At 40.9% G+C, this 21,259-nt stretch carries 25 protein-coding genes; 20 read left to right on the forward strand and 5 right to left on the reverse strand.

Going from position 1 to position 21,259, the window contains the following annotated elements; all coding sequences use genetic code 11:
* Nucleotides 1-85 precede the first annotated feature (85 nt).
* Entirely contained in the window at nucleotides 86-523 is a 438-nt protein-coding gene (locus V7K98_RS10105; protein ID WP_335021289.1) for a hypothetical protein, read from the forward strand.
* Complete coding sequence (locus V7K98_RS10110; RefSeq protein WP_335021291.1) at nucleotides 523-909, forward strand: type II toxin-antitoxin system VapC family toxin; 387 nt, start codon at nucleotides 523-525, stop codon at nucleotides 907-909. Before V7K98_RS10105 ends, V7K98_RS10110 begins: the two co-directional genes overlap by 1 nt.
* A 222-nt stretch (nucleotides 910-1,131) precedes the next feature.
* On the opposite strand, the gene V7K98_RS10115 is transcribed toward V7K98_RS10110, so the two are convergent.
* Nucleotides 1,132-3,639: a WD40 repeat domain-containing protein gene (locus tag V7K98_RS10115; protein WP_335021293.1), complete on the reverse strand. Its 2,508-nt coding sequence runs from the start codon at nucleotides 3,637-3,639 to the stop codon at nucleotides 1,132-1,134.
* A gap of 497 nt (nucleotides 3,640-4,136) precedes the next feature.
* On the opposite strand from V7K98_RS10115, the gene V7K98_RS10120 reads away from it, so the two are divergent.
* The 3 genes from V7K98_RS10120 to V7K98_RS10130 are packed head-to-tail and all read left to right on the forward strand — an operon-like array spanning nucleotide 4,137 to nucleotide 4,956.
* A complete protein-coding gene (locus V7K98_RS10120; RefSeq protein WP_335021295.1) occupies nucleotides 4,137-4,466 on the forward strand; it encodes a hypothetical protein in 330 nt (109 codons plus the stop codon).
* Nucleotides 4,467-4,468: 2 nt separating this feature from the next.
* Entirely contained in the window at nucleotides 4,469-4,693 is a 225-nt protein-coding gene (locus V7K98_RS10125) for a hypothetical protein (protein ID WP_335021297.1), read from the forward strand.
* On the forward strand, nucleotides 4,693-4,956 hold the full coding sequence (locus V7K98_RS10130) for a type II toxin-antitoxin system RelE family toxin (RefSeq protein ID WP_335021299.1): 264 nt from the start codon (nucleotides 4,693-4,695) through the stop codon (nucleotides 4,954-4,956). The genes V7K98_RS10125 and V7K98_RS10130 overlap by 1 nt, the downstream gene beginning before the upstream one ends.
* A 131-nt stretch (nucleotides 4,957-5,087) precedes the next feature.
* On the opposite strand, the gene V7K98_RS10135 is transcribed toward V7K98_RS10130, so the two are convergent.
* Nucleotides 5,088-5,867 (reverse strand): Uma2 family endonuclease, encoded by a 780-nt coding sequence (locus V7K98_RS10135; protein ID WP_335021301.1) that lies wholly within the window; start codon nucleotides 5,865-5,867, stop codon nucleotides 5,088-5,090.
* A 163-nt stretch (nucleotides 5,868-6,030) separates the two neighbouring features.
* Here V7K98_RS10135 and V7K98_RS10140 point away from each other — a divergent pair, with 163 nt between their 5' ends.
* Complete coding sequence (locus V7K98_RS10140; protein ID WP_335021303.1) at nucleotides 6,031-6,432, forward strand: hypothetical protein; 402 nt, start codon at nucleotides 6,031-6,033, stop codon at nucleotides 6,430-6,432.
* A gap of 90 nt (nucleotides 6,433-6,522) precedes the next feature.
* Here the strand turns inward: V7K98_RS10140 and V7K98_RS10145 are convergent, their stop codons facing one another.
* A complete protein-coding gene (locus V7K98_RS10145) occupies nucleotides 6,523-7,119 on the reverse strand; it encodes a pentapeptide repeat-containing protein (protein ID WP_335021305.1) in 597 nt (198 codons plus the stop codon).
* A gap of 23 nt (nucleotides 7,120-7,142) precedes the next feature.
* Here V7K98_RS10145 and V7K98_RS10150 point away from each other — a divergent pair, with 23 nt between their 5' ends.
* Complete coding sequence (locus tag V7K98_RS10150; RefSeq protein WP_335021307.1) at nucleotides 7,143-7,658, forward strand: YraN family protein; 516 nt, start codon at nucleotides 7,143-7,145, stop codon at nucleotides 7,656-7,658.
* Between the two features lie 64 nt (nucleotides 7,659-7,722).
* Here V7K98_RS10150 and V7K98_RS10155 read toward each other — a convergent pair whose 3' ends face one another.
* Complete coding sequence (locus V7K98_RS10155) at nucleotides 7,723-8,112, reverse strand: hypothetical protein (protein WP_094333021.1); 390 nt, start codon at nucleotides 8,110-8,112, stop codon at nucleotides 7,723-7,725.
* 246 nt (nucleotides 8,113-8,358) lie between these two features.
* Between V7K98_RS10155 and queA the strand changes: the two genes are divergently transcribed.
* The 12 genes from queA (at nucleotide 8,359) to V7K98_RS10215 (ending at nucleotide 19,378) form a co-directional block, all read left to right on the forward strand.
* The gene (queA, locus tag V7K98_RS10160; RefSeq protein WP_335021400.1) at nucleotides 8,359-9,570 is read left to right on the forward strand and encodes a tRNA preQ1(34) S-adenosylmethionine ribosyltransferase-isomerase QueA; all 1,212 of its coding nucleotides are present in this window, start codon (nucleotides 8,359-8,361) and stop codon (nucleotides 9,568-9,570) included.
* Between the two features lie 111 nt (nucleotides 9,571-9,681).
* Complete coding sequence (locus V7K98_RS10165) at nucleotides 9,682-10,794, forward strand: tetratricopeptide repeat protein (RefSeq protein ID WP_335021309.1); 1,113 nt, start codon at nucleotides 9,682-9,684, stop codon at nucleotides 10,792-10,794.
* A gap of 249 nt (nucleotides 10,795-11,043) precedes the next feature.
* A complete protein-coding gene (locus V7K98_RS10170) occupies nucleotides 11,044-11,886 on the forward strand; it encodes a methyltransferase domain-containing protein (RefSeq protein ID WP_335021310.1) in 843 nt (280 codons plus the stop codon).
* 179 nt (nucleotides 11,887-12,065) lie between these two features.
* Nucleotides 12,066-12,848 (forward strand): ABC transporter ATP-binding protein, encoded by a 783-nt coding sequence (locus V7K98_RS10175; protein WP_335021313.1) that lies wholly within the window; start codon nucleotides 12,066-12,068, stop codon nucleotides 12,846-12,848.
* A gap of 366 nt (nucleotides 12,849-13,214) precedes the next feature.
* Nucleotides 13,215-13,709 (forward strand): DUF2231 domain-containing protein, encoded by a 495-nt coding sequence (locus tag V7K98_RS10180; RefSeq protein WP_335021315.1) that lies wholly within the window; start codon nucleotides 13,215-13,217, stop codon nucleotides 13,707-13,709.
* Nucleotides 13,706-14,299 carry a DUF2231 domain-containing protein gene (locus V7K98_RS10185; RefSeq protein WP_335021317.1) on the forward strand — a complete coding sequence of 198 codons (594 nt, stop codon included), beginning with the start codon at nucleotides 13,706-13,708 and terminating at the stop codon, nucleotides 14,297-14,299. Before V7K98_RS10180 ends, V7K98_RS10185 begins: the two co-directional genes overlap by 4 nt.
* A gap of 24 nt (nucleotides 14,300-14,323) precedes the next feature.
* Entirely contained in the window at nucleotides 14,324-15,238 is a 915-nt protein-coding gene (locus V7K98_RS10190) for a cytochrome c oxidase subunit II (RefSeq protein WP_335021319.1), read from the forward strand.
* Nucleotides 15,228-16,895, forward strand: coding sequence for a cytochrome c oxidase subunit I (locus V7K98_RS10195; protein WP_335021320.1), 1,668 nt, complete (start codon nucleotides 15,228-15,230; stop codon nucleotides 16,893-16,895). Before V7K98_RS10190 ends, V7K98_RS10195 begins: the two co-directional genes overlap by 11 nt.
* Entirely contained in the window at nucleotides 16,892-17,056 is a 165-nt protein-coding gene (locus V7K98_RS10200; RefSeq protein WP_335021322.1) for a hypothetical protein, read from the forward strand. The genes V7K98_RS10195 and V7K98_RS10200 overlap by 4 nt, the downstream gene beginning before the upstream one ends.
* The gene (locus V7K98_RS10205; RefSeq protein ID WP_335021324.1) at nucleotides 17,028-17,693 is read left to right on the forward strand and encodes a cytochrome c oxidase subunit 3; all 666 of its coding nucleotides are present in this window, start codon (nucleotides 17,028-17,030) and stop codon (nucleotides 17,691-17,693) included. The genes V7K98_RS10200 and V7K98_RS10205 overlap by 29 nt, the downstream gene beginning before the upstream one ends.
* 38 nt (nucleotides 17,694-17,731) lie before the next feature.
* Nucleotides 17,732-17,974: a hypothetical protein gene (locus tag V7K98_RS10210; protein ID WP_335021326.1), complete on the forward strand. Its 243-nt coding sequence runs from the start codon at nucleotides 17,732-17,734 to the stop codon at nucleotides 17,972-17,974.
* Nucleotides 17,975-18,010: 36 nt separating this feature from the next.
* Complete coding sequence (locus V7K98_RS10215) at nucleotides 18,011-19,378, forward strand: NAD(P)/FAD-dependent oxidoreductase (RefSeq protein ID WP_335021328.1); 1,368 nt, start codon at nucleotides 18,011-18,013, stop codon at nucleotides 19,376-19,378.
* Between the two features lie 140 nt (nucleotides 19,379-19,518).
* Here V7K98_RS10215 and V7K98_RS10220 read toward each other — a convergent pair whose 3' ends face one another.
* Entirely contained in the window at nucleotides 19,519-20,184 is a 666-nt protein-coding gene (locus V7K98_RS10220; RefSeq protein ID WP_335021330.1) for a GIY-YIG nuclease family protein, read from the reverse strand.
* Between the two features lie 119 nt (nucleotides 20,185-20,303).
* Between V7K98_RS10220 and V7K98_RS10225 the strand changes: the two genes are divergently transcribed.
* Entirely contained in the window at nucleotides 20,304-21,233 is a 930-nt protein-coding gene (locus V7K98_RS10225; protein WP_335021332.1) for a carbohydrate ABC transporter permease, read from the forward strand.
* The last annotated feature ends 26 nt before the right edge of the window (nucleotides 21,234-21,259 follow it).

Raw genomic sequence — 21,259 nt, forward strand, 5'->3', positions numbered from 1 at the left:
TCTAACCAGATAGATTAAAATAGTAGTGAAATAAAAATTTCGTCTTTAGCTGTTGACTGTAGTTTATTTTACACCTAATAACATTATGTCTATTAGCGATAAGGCACGTTTAATATCATCCATACTATCTTCTTTAACTCTTTCAGACTTACAATCGTTGAAAGAAGAAATTGATTCTATTATTAGTACACAAAATGTAGATAATATTAAAGAATATATCAATGAAGGAATTTACAATAGTTCTATCGAATTTCATAATTCTACTACTGACATGAATGTTTTGACTTTACATCCATTAAGTTTGAAGGATAAAAAAACTATTCCTCAAACATTATGTGTAAAGGAATCGACTGTAGTTAGTTCACCTGTATTCAGTTTTAACATTGGTGGTGAAATAAAAGAAATTACTTCTACTCAAAAATCTCCTAGACCTTTAGGTATTTGGAAAGGTCAAATAGAAATCTCAGAAGATTTTTATAAAACATCAAGTGATATTCTTTGTGAATTTGGTATAGAAGGATAATGGAATTATTGCTTGACACCTGTGCTTTAATATGGTCACTTGAAGATAACCCTTGTCTTTTACCTGAAGCTCGTCAGCAAATTTCAGATTCTTCAAATAAAGTGTTTGTTAGCGCTGTTAGTGTTTGGGAAATAGAAATAAAAAGAAAAAAAGGGCAGCTTAAAACGCCGGAAAATTTAATACAAGCGATTATTGATACTCAGTTTAGTTTTTTATCAATGACAGAAAACCACGCTGTTAAAGCAGCATCGCTACCTGAATATCATAAAGACCCTTTTGATAGACTTTTAATAGCACAAGCGATGTTAGAAAAGATGGTTATAATTACTTCCGATACTATCTTTGGAAAATATGGAGTAGCGGTTATATCTGCTGTGAAATCATAAATATTACCATTTGCTGCTTTGAGGCGATCGCCTGACATATATTTTAATCAATGCCTATCAAGTAATAATGATGAAATCATTTATGCACTTGAGCGCTTTTAAGAAAATTGAGTAAGAAACGGAATTCATTGACTTGCCTAAAAGCGCTGTCGATTAGGGGGCGAAAGCGACATCTCAACATGCTTGCGCGGTTGCACGTTTAAGAATCACCCTACTCCCCACTCACCTTTGCTGACACTCCTTCAGTTCCTCCCGCGCTTCTGAATGGGAAGCTAGGTAATCGTTTAGCCAGTCGCAACCCCGTACCAGCAACTCATCCAACCCGCCAACTCGCCACACCTCTACCCCAGACGAAACAATGAAAATTTGCTTTCCATCTGGACTAAAACTAGCCTTACCTGAATTTTCAAATTTTGCTAACTGTCTGCCTGACAAGTCCCAAATATAAGTATTCTTGTTGGGAATTCGAGTATTATTGGATGTAGTCATAATTCGCTGCCCATCCGAGCTAAAACTTGCATTTTCAACCTCTCCATTATGCCCTTTAAGTTCGACAAGGAGCTTTCCTGATAAATCCCACACACGAGCTGTTTGGTCACTGGAAGCTGTAACGATGTATTCCCTATGAGGACTAAAACTTGCACTGTTGACATAAGCTTGATGCCCTTCCAGTTTTGCTAGTAGCTTGCCAGATAAATCATGCACTGAAGCAATAGAACCATTTGTAATAACGATTTGCTGACTGTTTGGGTTAAAAGCTGCACTTGTGCCAGTTAATTTTGCTAGTTGTTTACCCGACAAGTCCCAGATAAAAATCTTTTTATCTTGTCCACCAATGAACTTAGATGGTATTGCAAGGATGTGCTTTCCATCTGGGCTAAAACTTGCATTTTCTAAGAAAGTTTTTGATTCATATATAGAAGCTTTAGAAGCGTTTTGTTCAAGTGTTGTTAGTAATTTACCCGATAAATCCCAAATTTGGGCAACGTATGATGATGTAGTAATGATACGCTGCCCATCTGGACTAAAACTTGCATTGGAGACACTATCTTGATGTCCTTCCAGTTTTGTTAACAGCTTCCCTGATAAATCCCACACTCTGGCTATTTTGTCCTCTGAAGTAGTAACTATCAACTTTCCATCTGGGCTAAAATTTGCACTCCTAGTGTCGGCTTGAATTCCTTCTAGTTTTGCTAAATAATTGCCTGAAGAATCCCAAACAAAGGGAGTCTTACTCGAGTAGCCATAAGTAACAATATGCTTTCCATCTAGGCTAAAACTTGCATCTGAGATTTGATCATTTCCTATTTTTGCTAGCTGCTTATCTGACAAATCCCATACTTGAACATTTTTCCATGTACCTCCTCCAAACAAATAATCTGATTCTTGGCTGACAGTGATTATAATTTGTTTGTCAGGTTTAACAATTACACTGTCTAACAAGCTTGGCAAATCCACTTTCATGCTTGGTAGAGATTTGTTTCCAGACAAATCCAATACTTGAATTATTTTTTTTGATGACGGCTCAAATGTATTTTCTGATGACGATATGACTATATGTTTTCCATCCAAACTAAACTTGACATTTCCTATTCTGGATAGCTCAAATTTTTTAATAAGATTTCCTGTCGAATCCCAAATTTGCCCTATAGCTTTATCACCTTCAAAAGACAAACAGACAAAATGCTGTCCACCCGGACTAATAGCACAGTATCCATTTTCAAACTTAAATTCCTTTAATAGCTTGCCTGAAAAGTCCCAAATAGAAGCATTTTTCCCAAACTCTTGAGTGGTTATGATGCGTCGTCCATCTGGGCTAAAACTAGCAATTGGTAGAGTAAAAGATTCTTTTTGAGGATTTTCAAGTTTTGCTAGCAGCTTTCCTGACAAATCCCGAATAAAAATACCTTCTTGTGATGTAATGGCGAGAACTTGTCCATCTGGACTAAAGATTACATTATTCTTCAACCCATCTTTCACTTCAAATTGTGTTATTAACTTTCCTAATAAATCCCAGATACGGATACCGTTGTATGACCAAGTGAGGATACGCTGTCCATCTGGAGTGAAACTTGCTTTTGAGACTCCGATGTCATTTTTTAATTCTGATAGCAACTTTCCTGATAAATCCCAGATACGAACACTGTTGTATGACCAAGTGAGGATACGCTGCTCATCTGGGCTAAAGCTAGCACTTCTAACATCCGAATGCCCTTTGAGTTCTGCTATCAACTTACCCGACAAATCGCGGACTTCAGCAAACCCTGCTTTAGAGACAGTAACAAAGCGCTGTCCATCTGAACTAAAACTGATGTCATAGACCTCATCACGATACTTTTGTATTTGGTTTCGCTCGTGAATATTATCAAGAATTGTCTGTAAAGCAAGAATAGGAATTGCAGCCGGATATTTTTCTAATGGCTGTCCATCTTTAACTAGTTTTTTCAACCTGTTTCCAGCTTCCATCGCTGTTAGTAAGGCTTTTATTTGTTGGTTCTGAAACTGGTTTAAAGCTATAAATCCTTGTTGTTCCAGTTTTATATCTTTTTGTGCCTCCTTTGCTTGTTGAAGCATATTATTTGCATATACTCCAGCGATTATTGCCCCAACTACAGACAACGCCAACATGGTGCCTCCAGTGCGAATCTGCCACTTGGCTTTCTGTTGCGCTTTGCTTAATGTCTCATTCAGGTATGGCGGCTCATTTTCGTTATTTAGATGCTGATTCATTGGACTATTTTTCTAAAATTTAAAATAATCTTGAGTAATACGCCGCAAAACGGTAATTGCATCAGTATTAGTTTTACATTCTCCCACAAGTTCAATGTTGAGCCGATAATTTTGTTTGTAATTTTTTTTAGATCAGAAAGGTCAGTGAAGCGAGGCTACGCAAGGAGTTTGAGAAATGCGACAACGCAAAAACGATAGGGAGTATCTCACCTTTGCAAATATACCTAGCGATTAGAAATCGCGGCTACACAAACGTTTGCCCTAGCGTTCCCGAAGGGTAGGCCGCCTCTGCGGACTAAGGAAAAGTTGGGTGTTTGAAACCCACGGAGGTGGGTTTTGTCTGTATAGCCGCGAATTCTATTCGCTTTTTTACCATTTGTCGCTTTGAGGCGATCGCTCTCCTAACTCCTACAGGATCAAGCTTTGCTCTCTAACCTATAGAGCTTCTGCTCTACAATGAAGTGAAGAATCTAGCACCTTAAACAGGGGATTTATTTATGTCCCACCCTACCCTCAGTAGCCAAGAAGTCGCCCGACGTGGAAAGGAACTCTATCAAAGAAGTATCCGTGCCAAAGTTGAGACAGAAGAGAACATTGGCAAAATTATCTCGATTAATGTTGAAACAGGAGATTACGAAATCGGTGATGATTTAGTCGAAACTAGTCTTCGATTACGATCTAAGCAAACCGATGCAGCACTTTGGGGAGAAAGAATTGGTTTTGATGCCGTTTATGCAGTTGCTGTGGGTATTATTGATAATGATGAGATGTCTTTAGGTGAAACTAGAGGCGGTGACAGAAAAAGTAAAAATAATGCGGATGAGTAGAAATGAAAACTGAACAGGAAAGAAAAGAAACAATTCAAGCTATCAACGTGCTGTTAAACCAAGCATACGACAGTATTTTAGATGAAATACTCGCGCATTTAAAAAGAATTGATGATATAGAAGATGAGGAAGATATACTAGCTATTAAAGAAGCTAGAGAAGATAGACATATCAATGGTACTGTGTCTTGGGGTGAATATAAAGGATATAACAGAGAAACGGCTTAATGTATCAAATCGAATTTACTAAGGGTGCTATAAAACAACTAAACAAACTACCAATTAACATTAAAGAACGCATCGATGTCAGAATTTTAGATTTAGCTACAGAACCGCGTCCAGACGGAGTTAAAAAAATAAAAGGTGATGAAAATTCTTATCGTATTCGAGTAGGAGATTACCGGATAATTTATGAAATATATGATGATATTTTATTAATAAGTGTAGTTAAAGTAGGGCATCGAAGTAAAATTTATAAAGACGAAACTTGACAAATAAGAAAATATTAGGACTAGTGGCGACATCGGGGTGTGAATCTCCAAGTAAGTTTGTCCCAGTATCAGTGTTTTTTGATATTGAGGCGATCGCTTTTCATAGTTCTGGGTCATGGAATTAGTAAATATTACTCTACATCTGGGTCGATACCCATTGCCCTAAGCCGTTCTGCTAATTGTGCAGCTTTTTGTTCTGCTTGCTCGGCTCTTTGCCTTTGCAACTCGGCTTCTTCTTTACCAATCAGCAACAGATTTCCCTCTAAATCCCACCAGCGCAACCAAAATTGCTCAGGATTATTCAAGTAGCTTCCCTGCCACAACCCTAGTTCCACTCCTAAAGGAGGAATCGGGTAGTGGCCTCGCTCATTAGGCTGCATTTTGTGGTACGAGAAATCTACCAGGTGATAAACCTCTAGTTTCTCATGACTAATTTCATAAATGGCATAGTAGGGAATTCGGATTACTCGCTCATATACCCAAAATTTACCGGGTTTTGAACCTTCCCGACTACCAGCTAGAGGTAAAGGAGTGACATCTCGTTCTTCATCGCCATTACCACTAGCTAGTTCTATGGCAATCAATGGGGGTATGTATTCCCGCCACAAAACATAAGAGCGACGGTTTTTGCCATCTAGCCTTGGTGGTACACCAGGGACATAAAACCAGTCTGGTGCTGCTGCTCCTTTTTCTGGTGGATCGGTTTCTCGCCAGTAAATACCACAATCTTGACCAATGCAATACTGTCCATCTGGATGTAAGTTTTGCAAAATTTGAGCAATTGAGTCTGTGAGAATGATGGTTTGGGGATGCTCTTGAAAATTTTTCACAAAAGTACCATCAGACTCTGGTAATTGAGTGTGATCGGGAAACTGGGGTGGTATGGCAATATCAGCAAGTGTTTCACTCATACTTTGAAAAGTATTGCAGCTATTTATATAGTGTCTTACGCTTCTCATCAGGTATTACGAAGTAGTATAACACCTTGACATATCTTGATTTCAGTGCTTCTACCCTGCCAGAACAACTTTGATTGCGGATAGAAATATATGAAATCTTATATTTTGAAAGCGTATGTATTTTAAAATCGGCGGGATGGTGGGAGCGATCGCTATTTTATTAAGTAATGGTAGTGCGATCGCTGCGCCAACACTTTCAGCGATCGCTCAAGATGCACAAAGATATATTACTGTGGGGCATGATAAATTAGGCAATAGCATAGCTATAGACACAAAAACTATTAAGGGCACAACATACAAACTTTACGGAATGTACGGAGATGGCCTCTTCGAGACTACCTTTGATGCATCATGTACAGAATCGCGGCTTTTTCGGAATCGCATTGCCATTTACGGTTCAGAGGGGCAGCTACTTGAAGAAGATAAGGAAAAAGGAGAAATACCTTTTGTCGCAAATTCTTCACCAGGTAAAGGAATGAAAATTGTTTGTCAAAAGATTGGGGCGATTGGTTGGTAGTTACTCAGTACTTTGTTAATTGGGAATGGGGAGATGAGGATGACAATGAGAATAACCCATCCCCAATTCCCAATTCCCAGGTAGAAAATACTAAGGACAAAACAACGTATCACGTGTATCTCGTCCGGTGATTGGATTAGTCCCTTTGGCAAGTTTGCACAATTTTTTTTGCTCATCCGAACGCAGCAGTGTATCGGTAAAATCTGCCCCGTCAATGATTGCACCATCAAATCTGGCGTTAGCGGCAAAAGCACCCTCTAACAGCGCATTTGTCAAATTTGCTCTCACTAAACGAGCTGAGTCTAAAGTCGCATTTCTTAAATCAGCACTCTCCAAATTCGCAGATTCTAAATTTGCTGCAAAAAAACTGACACCATTCAAATTTGCGTGGCTGAAGTTACTCTGACGAAGATTAGCCTTGGTAAAGCTGGAGTCAGTTAAATCACGCCCTGAAAAATCAGCCTCGACCAAAATTTCCTTATTATATTCAAGTGCCAAAGCTGTTGGGGCAAAACCCACGGTTGCTGTGATGCCAACTATTCCCCACAGGAATAAGCTGAGTATACTTGCCCAAAAGTGATAGTCTGTTTTACACTTAAACCCGAATTGTCTTCGGGATGAGTCGAGTGTAGAACCTGCTGTGCATAGGCGTAGCCCGCCGCAGGCATCGCTTAACCTAGAATTCATAAAATTCATCATATTTTTAGTAAATGGCTAACCTTCCTCCATCTCATTATCCAAATATTGGTGAATTAGGAGAAGACCTAGTTGCCCAATGGTTGCAATCGACAGGTTGGATAATTCTGCATCGTCGCTTTTCTAGCCGTTGGGGAGAAATCGATATCATCGCCCAATATGATGGAAGAGTCGGGGAAGCAGGGGGAGTAGGAACAGAACTCAGGACTCAACACTCATTACTGGCATTTGTTGAAGTGAAAACCCGCAGTTTTGGTAGTTGGGATGCAGGGGGAAGAAGCGCAATTACCCCACAAAAGCAAGCAAAAATCTCACGAACAGCTGGAATATTCTTAGCCCAGTACCCTGAGAAGGCAGATTATTCTTGCCGATTTGATGTTGCTATTGTCTGCTGTCAAAGGATATCAAAAAATCAGACTGCGGTTATAGCAACTCAGGAAGCTCTAGCTACTTCATCGGCAGCCGGATATAAGTTTAAGCTGCAAGAATACATTCTGGCAGCTTTCGACTCTTCAATTGAGAATGGTTAATTGGTAATGGATTAAGATATCTTAATTACCAATAATTTTGTAATGGTGTTGTAACCAAATGCCATCACGCCAAAGTTTCTGGACAGTAGCCTAAGCCCCTGACAAATTGTTGCCGGAAAGCTTCGATTTCGTCTCTCTCTGGACTACCATGAGAAACGATCGCTACCTGATAGCGACGCATCACTTCTACAGGGCATTGTCCCGCTTCCAAACTCCAAAGTGCCATTTGCACCCTCATTGGCGGTTCGTAGCTAATTCCTAATTCATTTAGAAAAGCGCGAAAGTCGCCATCTTCTTGGGGCGAGACTTGACCTTTGAGTTTGATCCTAACCACCCAGCCATCAATTTGATGAATTACGGTGACGAACGAAACTGGTGTCTGGGGTCTAGCGTGCAGGTGTTGAACGACCCTCAGGGTTAGACTGGCATTTGCCAGATAATACAAATATTCCATGTTTGTTGGTGCTTGGGATCAAAGCCAATCCTACATATCTATTTTCGTCAATCAGTGCCTGTTCCCGGTAGGGTAAAAGCCCCCGTTTTTAGATGGGGAGGTTTACCCAATTTTTATGTTAATTTTTCCGTGTTACTTAATAGTAACAATCTTATCGCCTAGCGAGAAAATTGGGCAAAGATGCCTTAAAGTTCCTTTAGAAGAGAAAATTCAAACCAGCTTGTTTAAGAGAGTATAAATACTAAAATAAAGCAGAAACTAGTACAAGCCAATTTGAAAGATACTTCTAGCTCACAAGAAAAAGATTTGGAATTAGATTGCTCGGTAGCAGGCTATGATTACAAACTACCTCCAGAACTCATTGCCCAAAACCCAGTAGTTCCTAGAGATAGTTCCCGGTTACTGGTGGTTAATTCTCTTACTACAGGGACTGAGACAGAACCATCTCACCACATTTTCCATGATTTGCCTGCACTGTTACGCTCTGGTGATTTGTTAGTTATGAACAATACAAGAGTTATTCCAGCGCGGCTTTATGGTCATAAATCTACTGGTGCTAAAATCCAGGTTTTGCTATTGGAAGAACAACAGTATAACTGTTGGTTAGCTTTAGTGAAGCCAGGAAAAAGTTTTAAACAGGGAACGAAGATTATTTTTGAAGCTAGGGGAGATGGGGGAGATGAGGGAGATGAGGGAGATAAATTAATTGGTTTGTCCTCCTCATCCCCCTCATCCCCTCACTTCCTCACAGCTACGGTTTTAGCAACAGACGCAGCAACCGGGGGGCGTTTGTTGCAATTTGATGTGCCAGACGGAAAGCCTTTGGTGCAACTGTTAGAGATATTTGGTGAAGTACCGCTACCACCGTACATTACTACCTCGTCAGCAGATGATGAGCAATATCAGACAGTTTATGCCAAACAACCAGGAGCGATCGCAGCTCCAACGGCAGGATTACACTTTACCCCAGAATTATTACAAAAGTTGCGCGATCGCAAAATCAATCAAGCTTTTGTAACCCTACATGTTGGTGTAGGTACATTTCGCCCTGTGGAAGTGGAAGACGTAACTACCCATCAGATGCATGAAGAATGGATTGAAGTCCCTGCGGCCACAGTAGAGCAAATCCGCGCCACTAAAGCAGCTGGCGGTCGAATTATTGCTGTAGGAACAACGGTAGTACGGGCTTTGGAAGGGGCGGCTCAATCTGGGAATTTACAACCATTTTGCGGTAAAACAGACTTGTTTATTTATCCCGGCTACCAATGGCGGGTGGTGGATGGTTTAATTACCAATTTTCATCTACCACGTTCTAGTTTGCTGATGTTGGTAAGTGCGCTAATTGGCAGACAACGGTTATTGAATATATACAACGAAGCGATCGCTTCTGAATATCGTTTTTATTCATTCGGCGATGCCATGCTAATTTTACCGGAAGCTGTGGAAGTTAGGAGTTAGGAGAGACGCGATGAATCGCGTCTGTACAAAAGTTGGAAATTTGGAATTTTTGCTTTCGTGGTGGGTACTCTGACTTATGAGGAGTGAAAAATAAGTATAGGTCTGTGATTCATGTCTGAAAAATTCCTATTTTCTCAGTGGTTAAATTTATTTCGCCGGGTGACACTCTATAGCTGTTCTGCATTTTTGATCTTAGCTGCACCGGCAATTACTAATTCTTTAGGAAGTAAGCTGCTAGCAGAAACCGCAGTTTCTCAGGATCTCGAAGCAGCTAGCTTTTTCCAGCAGGGAGTGACACGCTATAACCGCAAAGACTTACAGGGTGCAGAATCTGCTTTTCGTCAAGCATTACAGCGAGATCCTAGCCTTGGGGCTGCGCTAAATTATCTGGGCAATATATTCATGGAGAAAAATCGCCTGGATATAGCTTTACAAGCTTATGTAGAGGCGATTAAAGTTAATCCTAATTTTAGCGAAGCTTATTATAACTTAGGGTTAGTGTTGTACCGACAAGGAGAAAAAGACGCAGCGATTACAGCTTATCGGCAGAGTATTGTGATAGATCCCACAAGGGTAGCAGCGCAGTATAATCTGGGTTTGGCGCTGTATGAACAAGGACATATACAGGAAGCGATCGCAGCATACCAGCAAGCAATCAATGTAGATAGTAGCAATGCCAACGCTTATTTTAACTTAGCGATCGCCTTGCAACAACAAGGTCAAACAGAGCAAGCGATGGCTACTTATCGTCAAGCCTTACAGCTAGATCCTAAAAATGCCACAGCCTACAACAATATGGCAAATTTGCTAGCAACTCAAGGTCAAGCTTCTGAGGCTATTTCTGTTTATCAGCAAGCTATTCTCCTAAATCCTAAAAACGCCTCAGCTTACTATAACTTGGGAGTTACTTTATATAATCAGGGCGAGATCCAGAAAGCTGGTGGAGTATTGAAACGTGCCCGTAAGGAGTATCGTGAGCAAGGCAACATTGAGCAAGCTGAGAAAATAGAACAACTAATGCAACAAATTGCCCAGAAAATTCAGCAACAACAGCCTCAAGTCAGTCAAACAGCTACTCCTTCTCAGATTCCAGACAACACAACTAATGTAGGAATACCAACACCTGAGCCACAAACGCTAAATCAATCAGAAACTCCAGCAAACCCTGTTAATGTCCCTATCTCAGTTGAACCACAGTCTACCTCAACAAGTCCTAGACAATAAAAAACTCCGAGTTACAAATAAACGAAGAAGTCATCCGCCAGTATTGAGAATTCAGCATAAATTCTCAATACTGGTGCTTTTATTTTCCTTGATAGTTAATAACTCCTAACTTTCAATTAATAATAAAATTTCACGAAAATCTTCTAACTTTCTCTAGAAGCAAAAATACCCTGATTTAATTAAAAATATACATGGTAGCCTATCTGTATGTTTTTTTAAATTCGGCTTTGTCTTAACACTGCTTTTTTCATGAGTGCAACACTTTACGAGCAAATTCAGCAATTTTACGATGCTTCATCTGGTCTATGGGAACAGATATGGGGCGAACACATGCACCACGGCTATTATGGTGCCGATGGGACTCAGAAGAAAGACCGTCGTCAGGCTCAAATTGATTTAATCGAAGAATTGCTCAATTGGGCAGGGGTAGAAGCAGCAGAAAATATCCTAGATGTGGGTTGCGGCATCGGCGGTAGTTCTTTATACCTTTCACAGAAGTTTAATGCTAAGGCTACAGGGATTACATTGAGTCCTGTACAAACAGCAAGAGCAACAGAACGCGCCTTGGAAGCTAATTTGAGTCTGAAAACACAATTCCAAGTCGCAAATGCTCAAGCAATGCCCTTTGCTGACGATTCTTTTGACTTAGTTTGGTCGCTGGAAAGTGGCGAACACATGCCAGATAAAACCAAGTTTCTCCAGGAATGCTATCGAGTATTAAAGCCTGGTGGTAAGTTAATTATGGTGACTTGGTGCCATCGACCAACTGATGAGTCTCCACTAACGGCAGATGAGGAAAAGCACTTGCAGGATATTTATCGGGTGTATTGTTTACCTTATGTGATTTCTTTGCCAGAGTATGAAGCGATCGCACATCAACTACCATTACATAATATCCGCACTGCTGATTGGTCAACTGCTGTCGCACCCTTTTGGAATGTGGTGATTGATTCTGCATTCACTCCCCAAGCACTTTGGGGCTTGCTAAATGCTGGTTGGACTACCATCCAAGGGGCATTATCGCTAGGATTAATGCGTCGCGGTTATCAACGTGGGTTAATTCGGTTTGGCTTATTGTGCGGCAATAAGTAGAATTCCACTTCCGGGAAAAAAATTCAGTAAAATACCATCAAAGTAGTAGTCTGTCAAGCTAATAATGAAAAGTTTGTAGTAAGCACTTTAGTACTTAGAAAATAAGGAATGAAGTCCTTACTACGAACTTTTTTACCCATCAATATAAAATTAAGTTTCATCTTGTTGAATTTCAGCAAATGCCACTCCAACTGCAAAACCTTACAGGCGGTTACACCACAGTCCCAATTGTTCAAGACATTAACCTGACTCTGCAAACAGGAGAATGGTTGAGTTTAGTTGGTGCTAATGGCTCAGGTAAATCTACTTTACTTAAATTGCTGAGTCGTATTCTCTCCCCACAACAGGGAACAGTGCTACTTGATGGTAAAGCAATTCATTCGCAACCACCAAATTTAGTTGCACAGAAACTAGCTTTATTGCCTCAACAACAAACAGTTCCCGTGGGCTTAACAGTGCGACAATTAGTAAGTTTAGGACGCACGCCACATCAATCTTGGTGGCAATGGGAATTAAACGCCCAAGATTGGGTTAAAGTGGAAGCTGCAATTAAAAAGACGCAACTAGAAAAATTGAGCGATCGCTTAGTTGAAGAACTCTCCGGTGGTGAAAGGCAACGCGCTTTTTTAGCTTTAGCACTGGCGCAAGAACCAAAGGTTTTACTATTAGATGAACCTACAACTTTCTTAGATATCAACTATCAATTACAACTATTAGAACTACTGAAAAATCTGAATCAAAAACAGGAATTAACTATTGTGACAGTTCTACACGAACTAAACTTAGCGGCACGATACAGTTCTCGCATTGCTTTATTAAAACAAGGTCATCTTTGGGAAGTTGGTAAACCTGAAGAAGTTTTGACACCTTATGCAATCGCCCAAGTATTTGGCGTGGAATCTGTGATTATTCATACACCTGTAGGTTTACAAGTTTGTGCAATTTCTGCTGTGTCAGCATAACTCTGTTACTTTGTTAATAAGAGTTTGACACTCTTTTACTACTTGTATGTCAGCTAAATGTACCGTTGACAAATATCTTATTTTATTAAATTGATTTTGTATAATAAGACTTAATAAATTTTTCTTGCCATCTACTTTTCTTGATAAATTAGAAAAATGTGTCTCATAATAAATCAATAATTGATTTGTAGGTAAATCATCCCTAAGACAGTAGCTTTTTGCTCTATTTTTTAGATATTAATTGTTAGGAATTTTATATTTTTGTCAGCATCTGCAAAATTAAAAATCTCGAAACAGTGAATACTGACTTTTATTTTTACCAAAAATCCAAGTAATTATAGCGCCTGATATTCCAAGGAAAAAACGATGTCTGCCTTACCTCTCAATAGCCAGAATCTACCATACCCTGATCCTTTACACCCGATCGTTGTTCACTTTGTAATTGCGATGGTGTTTTTTTCTTTCTTCTGCGATGTCGTGGGGTATTTCACCCGCAACGTGCGTTTGTTTGAGGTGAGTTTCTGGAATATGTTTGTTGCTGCGATCGCAATTTTCATGGCGATTATCTTTGGCCAATTTGAAGCAGGATTAGCACAAGCCCAGCCAGCAGCCCAGTCAACACTGAATTATCATACAGTCTTGGGTTGGTCACTTGCTGCGATTGTTGCCGCGATCGCAGCTTGGCGTTTTGTGATTCGCAACCGCAACCCCCGAAGAGTACCACCTGTTTACCTTGGTGCTGTAACATTGTTAGTGTGCTTAGTATCCTTACAAGTATATTTAGGGAGCAAACTGTTTTGGGTATATGGTTTGCACGTCGAGCCTGTAGTTCAAGCCTTAAAACAGGGAGTTTCACCATGAACTCACAACTGATCGATCAGTTGAGATTGCGATTGGGTGCTAACGGATTACCCTACGAAATTCCTGTACATCCGCAGTTCGTGCATCTAACACTGGGTTTGTTCATCATTGCCATCATTTTTGATATAGCAGGAGTGTTGTTTTCTTTAGAAAAACCAATTTTCAAATTTTTGGGATTGGCCACCATCCGTTCTAGCTTTTTTGATGTCGGCTGGTACAATCTCATCGCAGCAGCAACAATCACATTTTTCACAGTTGCTGCTGGTTTTTTTGAGCTACTTTTGGCAAATCCACCAGTCGATCAAAAGAGTGCTTGGGGGTTAAGTCCTGGTTTGACAATGCTTTTACATGGTTTGGGTGGCGTTTTCCTGTTGGCGATCATTGTAGCCATGACTGTATGGAGAGGTTTGCAACGCTACCTCTGGCGTAAGGATGCTTCCAGACAAGTGCAGTGGGCTTACTTGTTAGCAGGGATTGCAATAGTAGGCATATTATTCGTTCACGGAACTTTGGGGGCGCAATTAGGAGAAGAATTTGGGATTCATGTTACTGCTGCTAATACAATTTCCAAAAATGTTTACAGCAAATAATTAAACGAGAATTTAGCGAATTTTATGTTTAGTGTTTTTGAATATGTATTGATAGCGGTTTATGTAGCAGTGCTACTCATCATCAGTCGGTGGATTGGACAGCAAGCGTTTTCTTGGATGCCTCCCCAAGCGACAGCAGAAGCACAACGAGTCGATGATTTATTTAGCTTCTTAGTCTCAATTGGAGCATTTATCTTCCTTGGACTAGTTGGCGTAATGGTGTATGCGATCGCATTCCATCGCGCCCCCCCTGAAGACTACACCGAAGGACACCCATCTAGAGGTGATGCAAAGCTAGAAATATTGTGGACAGCAACCCCGACTTTGTTAGTAGTGTGGATTGCTTTCCAAAGCTTCAATATTTATCAGCAGTTAAATATTTTAGGTTTAAACCAAATCGTCCATTTGCATACACCCCTAGAATCTGCGCCCGCTTACGCCGCAACCGATCGCCCCAAACCTGCATCTGAAACTATTGATGTTTTCGTTAAGCAGTGGGATTGGTCTTTTCGTTATCCCAATAATGTTACTAGTAATCAGCTACATTTGCCGATCAATCGCGGCACTCGCTTAAATCTGCAAGCGCAGGATGTGATCCACGGTTTCTATGTCCCTGAATTTCGCTTAAAGCAAGATATTATTCCAGGGCGGAAAATTGATATCGTGTTAACACCGATTCGCCCAGGCAAATATCGGCTGAAAGATTCTCAATTTAGCGGTACTTACTTTGCCTTAATGGAAACGGATGTATACGTTGAATCCCTTGAGCAATATAATCAGTGGCTTACGCAAACCGCTACTAGCGAACAAATTCCAGTAAATCAGGCAGTTGCCGAAAATATCCAACCACCAAAAACATTGTTTAATAGCGGCTGGTACACCGTCACACCTGCTCAACCTGGCATTGCCAATAGAAGGAAATTAAATAATGACACATGACTTTAGTCAAGACATTACCGGGGATCGAGAATCGCCGAACCAGCAGGGTAATACTTGGCGGGAATACTTCAGCTTCAACACCGATCATAAGGTGATTGGAGTTCAGTACATGGTGATGACCTTCATTTTCTTCCTGATTGGTGGGTTATTGGCGATGCTGATTCGGGCTGAGTTGCTCACCCCAGAATCCAATTTGGTCGATCGCCCGCTTTATAACGGTTTGTTCACCATGCACGGGACAATCATGATTTTCCTGTGGATTATTCCCTTCAATGCAGGTCTTTCTAACTACTTAGTGCCGCTAATGATTGGAGCGCGGGATATGTCTTTTCCCTTGCTCAACGCCATATCCTTTTGGATTTTGCCACCAGCTGGTCTTTTACTACTATCTAGCTTTTTCCTGCCAAACGGGACTGCACAAGCTGGGTGGTGGTCTTATCCGCCAGTTAGTCTGCAAGTTCCAGGGGATCAGTTTATTAACGGCGAATTTATTTGGATAGTCAGCCTAGTTTTGATCGGTATCTCTTCCATCATGGGGGCTGTCAACTTTGTTACTACCATCTTTTGGATGCGGGCCCCAGGGATGACATTTTTTCGGATGCCTGTATTTGTTTGGTCGGTTTTCAGTGCCCAGTTATTGCAACTAGTTAATTTACCTGCCTTGACAGCTGCATTGATACTGCTATTACTTGACCTCTCCTTCGGGACACAGTTTTTTAAACCGGATGGGAATGGCGATCCGATCATTTACCAACATTTATTTTGGTTTTACTCGCACCCAGCAGTCTATATCATGGCACTACCAGCCTTCGGTATATTTGCTGAGATTTTACCTGCATTTTCTCGCAATCCCCTATTTGGTTATCGGTCAGTTGCGATCGCTACATTAGGTATTGCTTTAATCAGCATCTTCGTTTGGGTACATCACATGTTCACCAGCGCCACCCCCGGCTGGATGCGGATGACTTTCATGGCTACCTCAATGTTAGTTGCCATACCCACTGGTATTAAAGCCTTCGCTTGGACAGCCACCATCTGGAGAAGCAAGCTACATCTAGAGACACCAATGCTGTTTGCGATGGGAGGTGGAGGCATGTTTATTTTTGGCGGTGTTACTGGTGTAATGCTTGCTGCCACCCCCTTTGATATCCATGTTAATAACACCTACTTTGTTGTGGGACACTTCCACTACATCGTTTTTAACACCATCACAATGGCAATCTTCGCGGCAATTTACTACTGGTTTCCCAAAATCACTGGCAGAATGTACGCCGAGGGTTGGGGCAAATTGCATTTTTGGCTGACTTTTATTCCTGCCAACATTACCTTTTTCTCCATGCACCCATTAGGTTTACAAGGGATGCTCCGCCGAGTTTCTTCCTATGATCCACAGTATCAGGGATGGAACATCATCGCTAGCCTAGCTTCATTTTTACTAGGAGCATCCACGCTGCCTTTTATTGCTAACATAGTAGGCTCTTGGCTTTACGGGCCGAGGGCAGTTGATAATCCTTGGCACGCTACTGGATTAGAATGGACAACCTCTTCACCACCTCCACGAGATAACTTTGAGGAGATTCCAACAGTGACAAGACCTCCTTATGACTACGGCAATCCAAAGTACTCAGTAATCGTAAATGCCGATAATAGTGAATGAAGACACTGGGTACTGGGGACTGGGTACTGGGAACTGGTTACTGGGAAAGAAATATAGTTATATATAAATTCTTCAATGCCCAATGCCCAATGCCCAATGCCCAATGCCCAATGCCCAATTCTCAATTGAATTATGCAACGTCCCCCAACTCATATAGATGAAAGTCCTATCCGTTTTGATTTGTGGCGGGAACGCTTGCCAAATTGGTTACAACGCTTCCTACCAACTGGGGGCGGTAATCATGAAGATCAGCATGGTAAAGGATTGTTCGGATTTGCTATTTTCCTATTGTCGGAAAGCATCATATTTTTGAGTTTCATTTTTACTTATGTTGTTCTGCGACTAACTACTAAAAACTGGTTGCCACCTGGTATTTCTGGCCCGGAATTGTCTAGGCTTGTGGTTATTAATACGGTAGTATTACTTTCTAGTAGCTTTGTCATTCAAATAGCAGAAAATGCCCTTAAACGTAATCATCTTAAGAAATTTCGCTGGCTATGGTTGATAACGATCGCAATGGGAAGTTACTTCTTAGTTGGTCTGTTAATTGAGTGGAAAAATATCGATTTCAAGATTACTACAGGATTAGTTGGTTCGACATTTTACTTACTAACAGGCTTCCACGGGTTACATGTTTTAGCTGGTGTTGTGCTTCAGATAATTATGCTGATTCGCTCATTCATTCCAGGCAATTATAATAAGACTCACTTTGGTACAAGTGCGACTACTTTATTTTGGCACTTTGTTGATGTAATTTGGGTCTTTCTTTTCTCGCTTATATACCTTTGGCGGGCATAAAAACATTCAGAAACCACAGTTATTTAAGGAGTAATTTGATGAATTTATACTTGCAAGACATACCAGCTTCAGAACTCGCCCCAAAAGCAATTCAAGAAACTCCAGCACCAGGTAAAGACCCATTAATTGCTCACGGATTACAAAAAGAGCAATATGCTGGCATTATTGGGCTAGCGATCGCTCTAATTGCTGCTGTAGGATTTTTTAGTCGCAGAGTTGAATACGCTATTGCATTGGCTGTAATCATCAGCGCTGTTGTGATAGCTTTGTTTTTCATCTAGGAAAATCCTGATTTAACAAGATTTGGGAGAGATTTTATGAACAGCCCAGTCGATCAAACTGTGATTGTCGGCGGTGGTTTTACCGGACTATTTACAGCCTTACACCTAGCTCACAAAAATTATCCGCATTCTGTGATCTTGATTGATAAAGATGAGCGATTTTGCTTTAAGCCACTACTATATGAATACTTCGATGGCGAGATGGATAACTTTCAGGTTGTCCCGCGCTTTTCGGAACTACTTAAAGATAGTGGTGTCATCTTTGTTCAAGATGCAGTGCAATCGATAGACTTGCATCAACGGGAAGTCAAATTAAGTTCAGGAAACTCTTATAATTACAGCAACTTAGTATTAGCTTTGGGCAGTGTTACTGGCTATCATCAGGTTGAGGGTGGTAAAGAATACGCCTTTCCTTTCTGGACACAAGCAGATGCGATCGCTCTTGAGGGGCATTTACGTGACTGTTTACAAAAAGCAATTCAAACTGAAAATTCAGAAGAACGCCGAAAACTATTAACAGTAGTCATCGTTGGTGGTGGTGCTAGTGGTGTGGAAATGGCAGCAACTTTAGCTGATTTTCTCCCGCAGTGGTATAGCGCTTTGGGAGGTAATTCAAGTGAAATTCGCATAGTACTGCTTAATCATGGTGAAAAAATCCTTGATGGCGATGTTAACAATCCACTGCGTCCAATTGCTGAAAAAGAATTACAAAAACGGGCTGTACCAGTTGAAATCCTTACGGGTGCAGAAGTCACTACTATTCACTCCAACGCAATTGAATATAAAAGCAATAATGAAGTTAAAACATTGCCAACATCCACTACAATCTGGACTGCTGGCACTTCTACCCATCCACTAATTAAAGATTTGCCAATTTCTAAAGAACATCGAGATCGCCACGATCGCCCTTTAGTTACTCCCACCTTGCAACTGCTTGATTTTCCAGAAGTGTTTGTCGGGGGTGATTGTGCAGCAGTTCAGGATAATTCACTACCGCCTACCGCTCAAGTGGCTTATCAACAAGGAGCTAATATTGCCCATAATTTGAAAGCGATCGCTCTAGGAGAAGAACTCAAACCAGTTAAGGTTAACATTCGTGGAACTCTCTTGAAACTGGGGATAAATGATGCTGCTGCTAACCTTTTAAATGTTTTTGAAGTTGCAGGCGAAACCGCACATTTAATCCGTCAAGCCACTTATTTAACGCTATTACCAACACCAATTCATGATTTTAAAGCCACTACAGAATGGGTAGATGAAGAGATTTTTCATCAGCATCTCAACCCTCATGATGTAGGTAAAAAAGTGGTGCAGGTAGTGGGAATAGTAGGTGCAGGAGTTGTGGGTATTCTGGCTGCGAGGAAATTACTCAAAATGTTGGGAGATGAGGATAAAAAAGAGTAGGGACTGGGGACTAAGAAAAAAACACCCTGAATATCCCATAATTATTTTGCGATCGCCAAAAGCTGGACAGGGTTAACAATTCAAAATTCAAAATTAAAGACATTTTCAGTCGGGGTTTAAATCCCCGCCTGAAACTCATCCTAAGACTTGGTTTCTTGTGTCTGTGCGTCGATAATTACACTCCAGTCATCATTTGTCACAGCAGCCTCAAGCTGACGCTGACGTTCGGCTATACTCGCATCTATTGTTTCTAACTCTTTAGAGAGGGTTGTGTCAGCCATTGCTTTCCGCAGTTTTAGCTTTTTCTCCTCGTAGGCTTGACGTTCCGCCTCCGACATTACCGCCTTTGCAGCTTCCCCTACTGTACTAGCCCACATTTCGCCATCAGTTGCATTACCAGGTGGTGTGGTTTCGAGTTCTGCTATCCACGCATCTCGCAAATCTTCCATATCTTGACGCTTGGGAAACTTGAATGCTTGCACGCGCACCAAAGCACACTTTTCCTGACCATTTTGGGTGACATGACTATTTAGAGAAAGCAACACATTCCGAGAATAGCCGATGTACTGCGTGCGGCGTTCTGCATCTAAAACTGCGTAAACACCCGCAATTTTAGCGTTTTGAGCAGATGCACTCCAAGCTTCAAGGTCAATGAGTTCAGTCCCATCATTTGCCATTTCAGGGGTTATACTCACCTCAATGGCGGCGTGTTCCTCGTCAGAACTATACAAAAATTCATGTAGCCCACGGTGGTTTATGGGGACATTTTGATGTTCAATGGGCGGGTTGTGCTGAGTTTCCATCATCGTTTATCTCTGAGCTATTACAGCAGATTGCAAATATATGCCTTTAGAATATTGAAGCTTAAATCTACTCACATCTTCAAATTATTGCTGACAAAGCGAAAACAACTATTAGATTTTATATGAATCAATTGACACCTAAAAATTGGATATTCATCAAACAGCGACTTACGCCTTATTTATTTTTACTACCCGCCTTGATTCTTTTGGGGTTAACAGTCTTTTTGCCTGCACTGCAAGCGTTTTACCTCAGCTTTACTAGCTATGAAGATATCGCCCAGCCGCCACAATGGATAGGTTTCGCCAATTTCTTCAAACTTTGCAAGGATGCAGTTTTTTGGAAAACCTTGGAAAATACTTTTTTATATCTTGTGGGTGTAGTCCCAATTTTAGTAATTGCTCCCTTAGTGCTGGCAATTTTGGTAAATCAGAAACTGCGGGGGATGAATTGGTTTAGGGCAGCGTATTACACCCCAGTGGTAATTTCAATGGTAGTTGCGGGAATAGCTTGGAAATGGCTGTATGCAGAAAACGGATTACTTAATCAGTTACTAAAAGCTTTGGGTCTTTTTCCAGAAGGTATTCCTTGGTTAACTAGCCCAGCAAAAATTTTTGGTATTGTACCAATTTCTCTGGCCAGCGTCATGGCTGTAACCGTGTGGAAGGGACTAGGTTACTACATGGTAATTTATTTAGCGGGGTTGCAATCAATTCCTGCTGATGTGTACGAAGCCGCAGCCATTGATGGATCTGATGGTATTAGCAAACACTGGGATATTACTATACCTTTGATGAAGCCATATTTAGCATTAGTAGCGGTGATTTCGGCTATTTCTGCGACCAAAGTTTTTGAAGAAGTATATATTATGACCCAAGGGGGGCCACTCAGTAGCTCTAAAACAATTGTTTATTATCTATATGAGCAAGCTTTTAGTAATTTGGAAATTAGTTATGCTTGTACAATTGGGTTAGTGCTATTTTTGATAATTTTAGGATTATCAATTTTGCGATTAATGATTAATCAGCAAGGGGACGATAATATCACCATCTGATTGCTGCCACTGAGTGGTTAATATTC

Origin of the sequence: Nostoc sp. (assembly GCF_036917435.1) — a bacterium.
In the GTDB taxonomy this organism is placed as follows: Bacteria; Cyanobacteriota; Cyanobacteriia; order Cyanobacteriales; family Nostocaceae; genus Nostoc.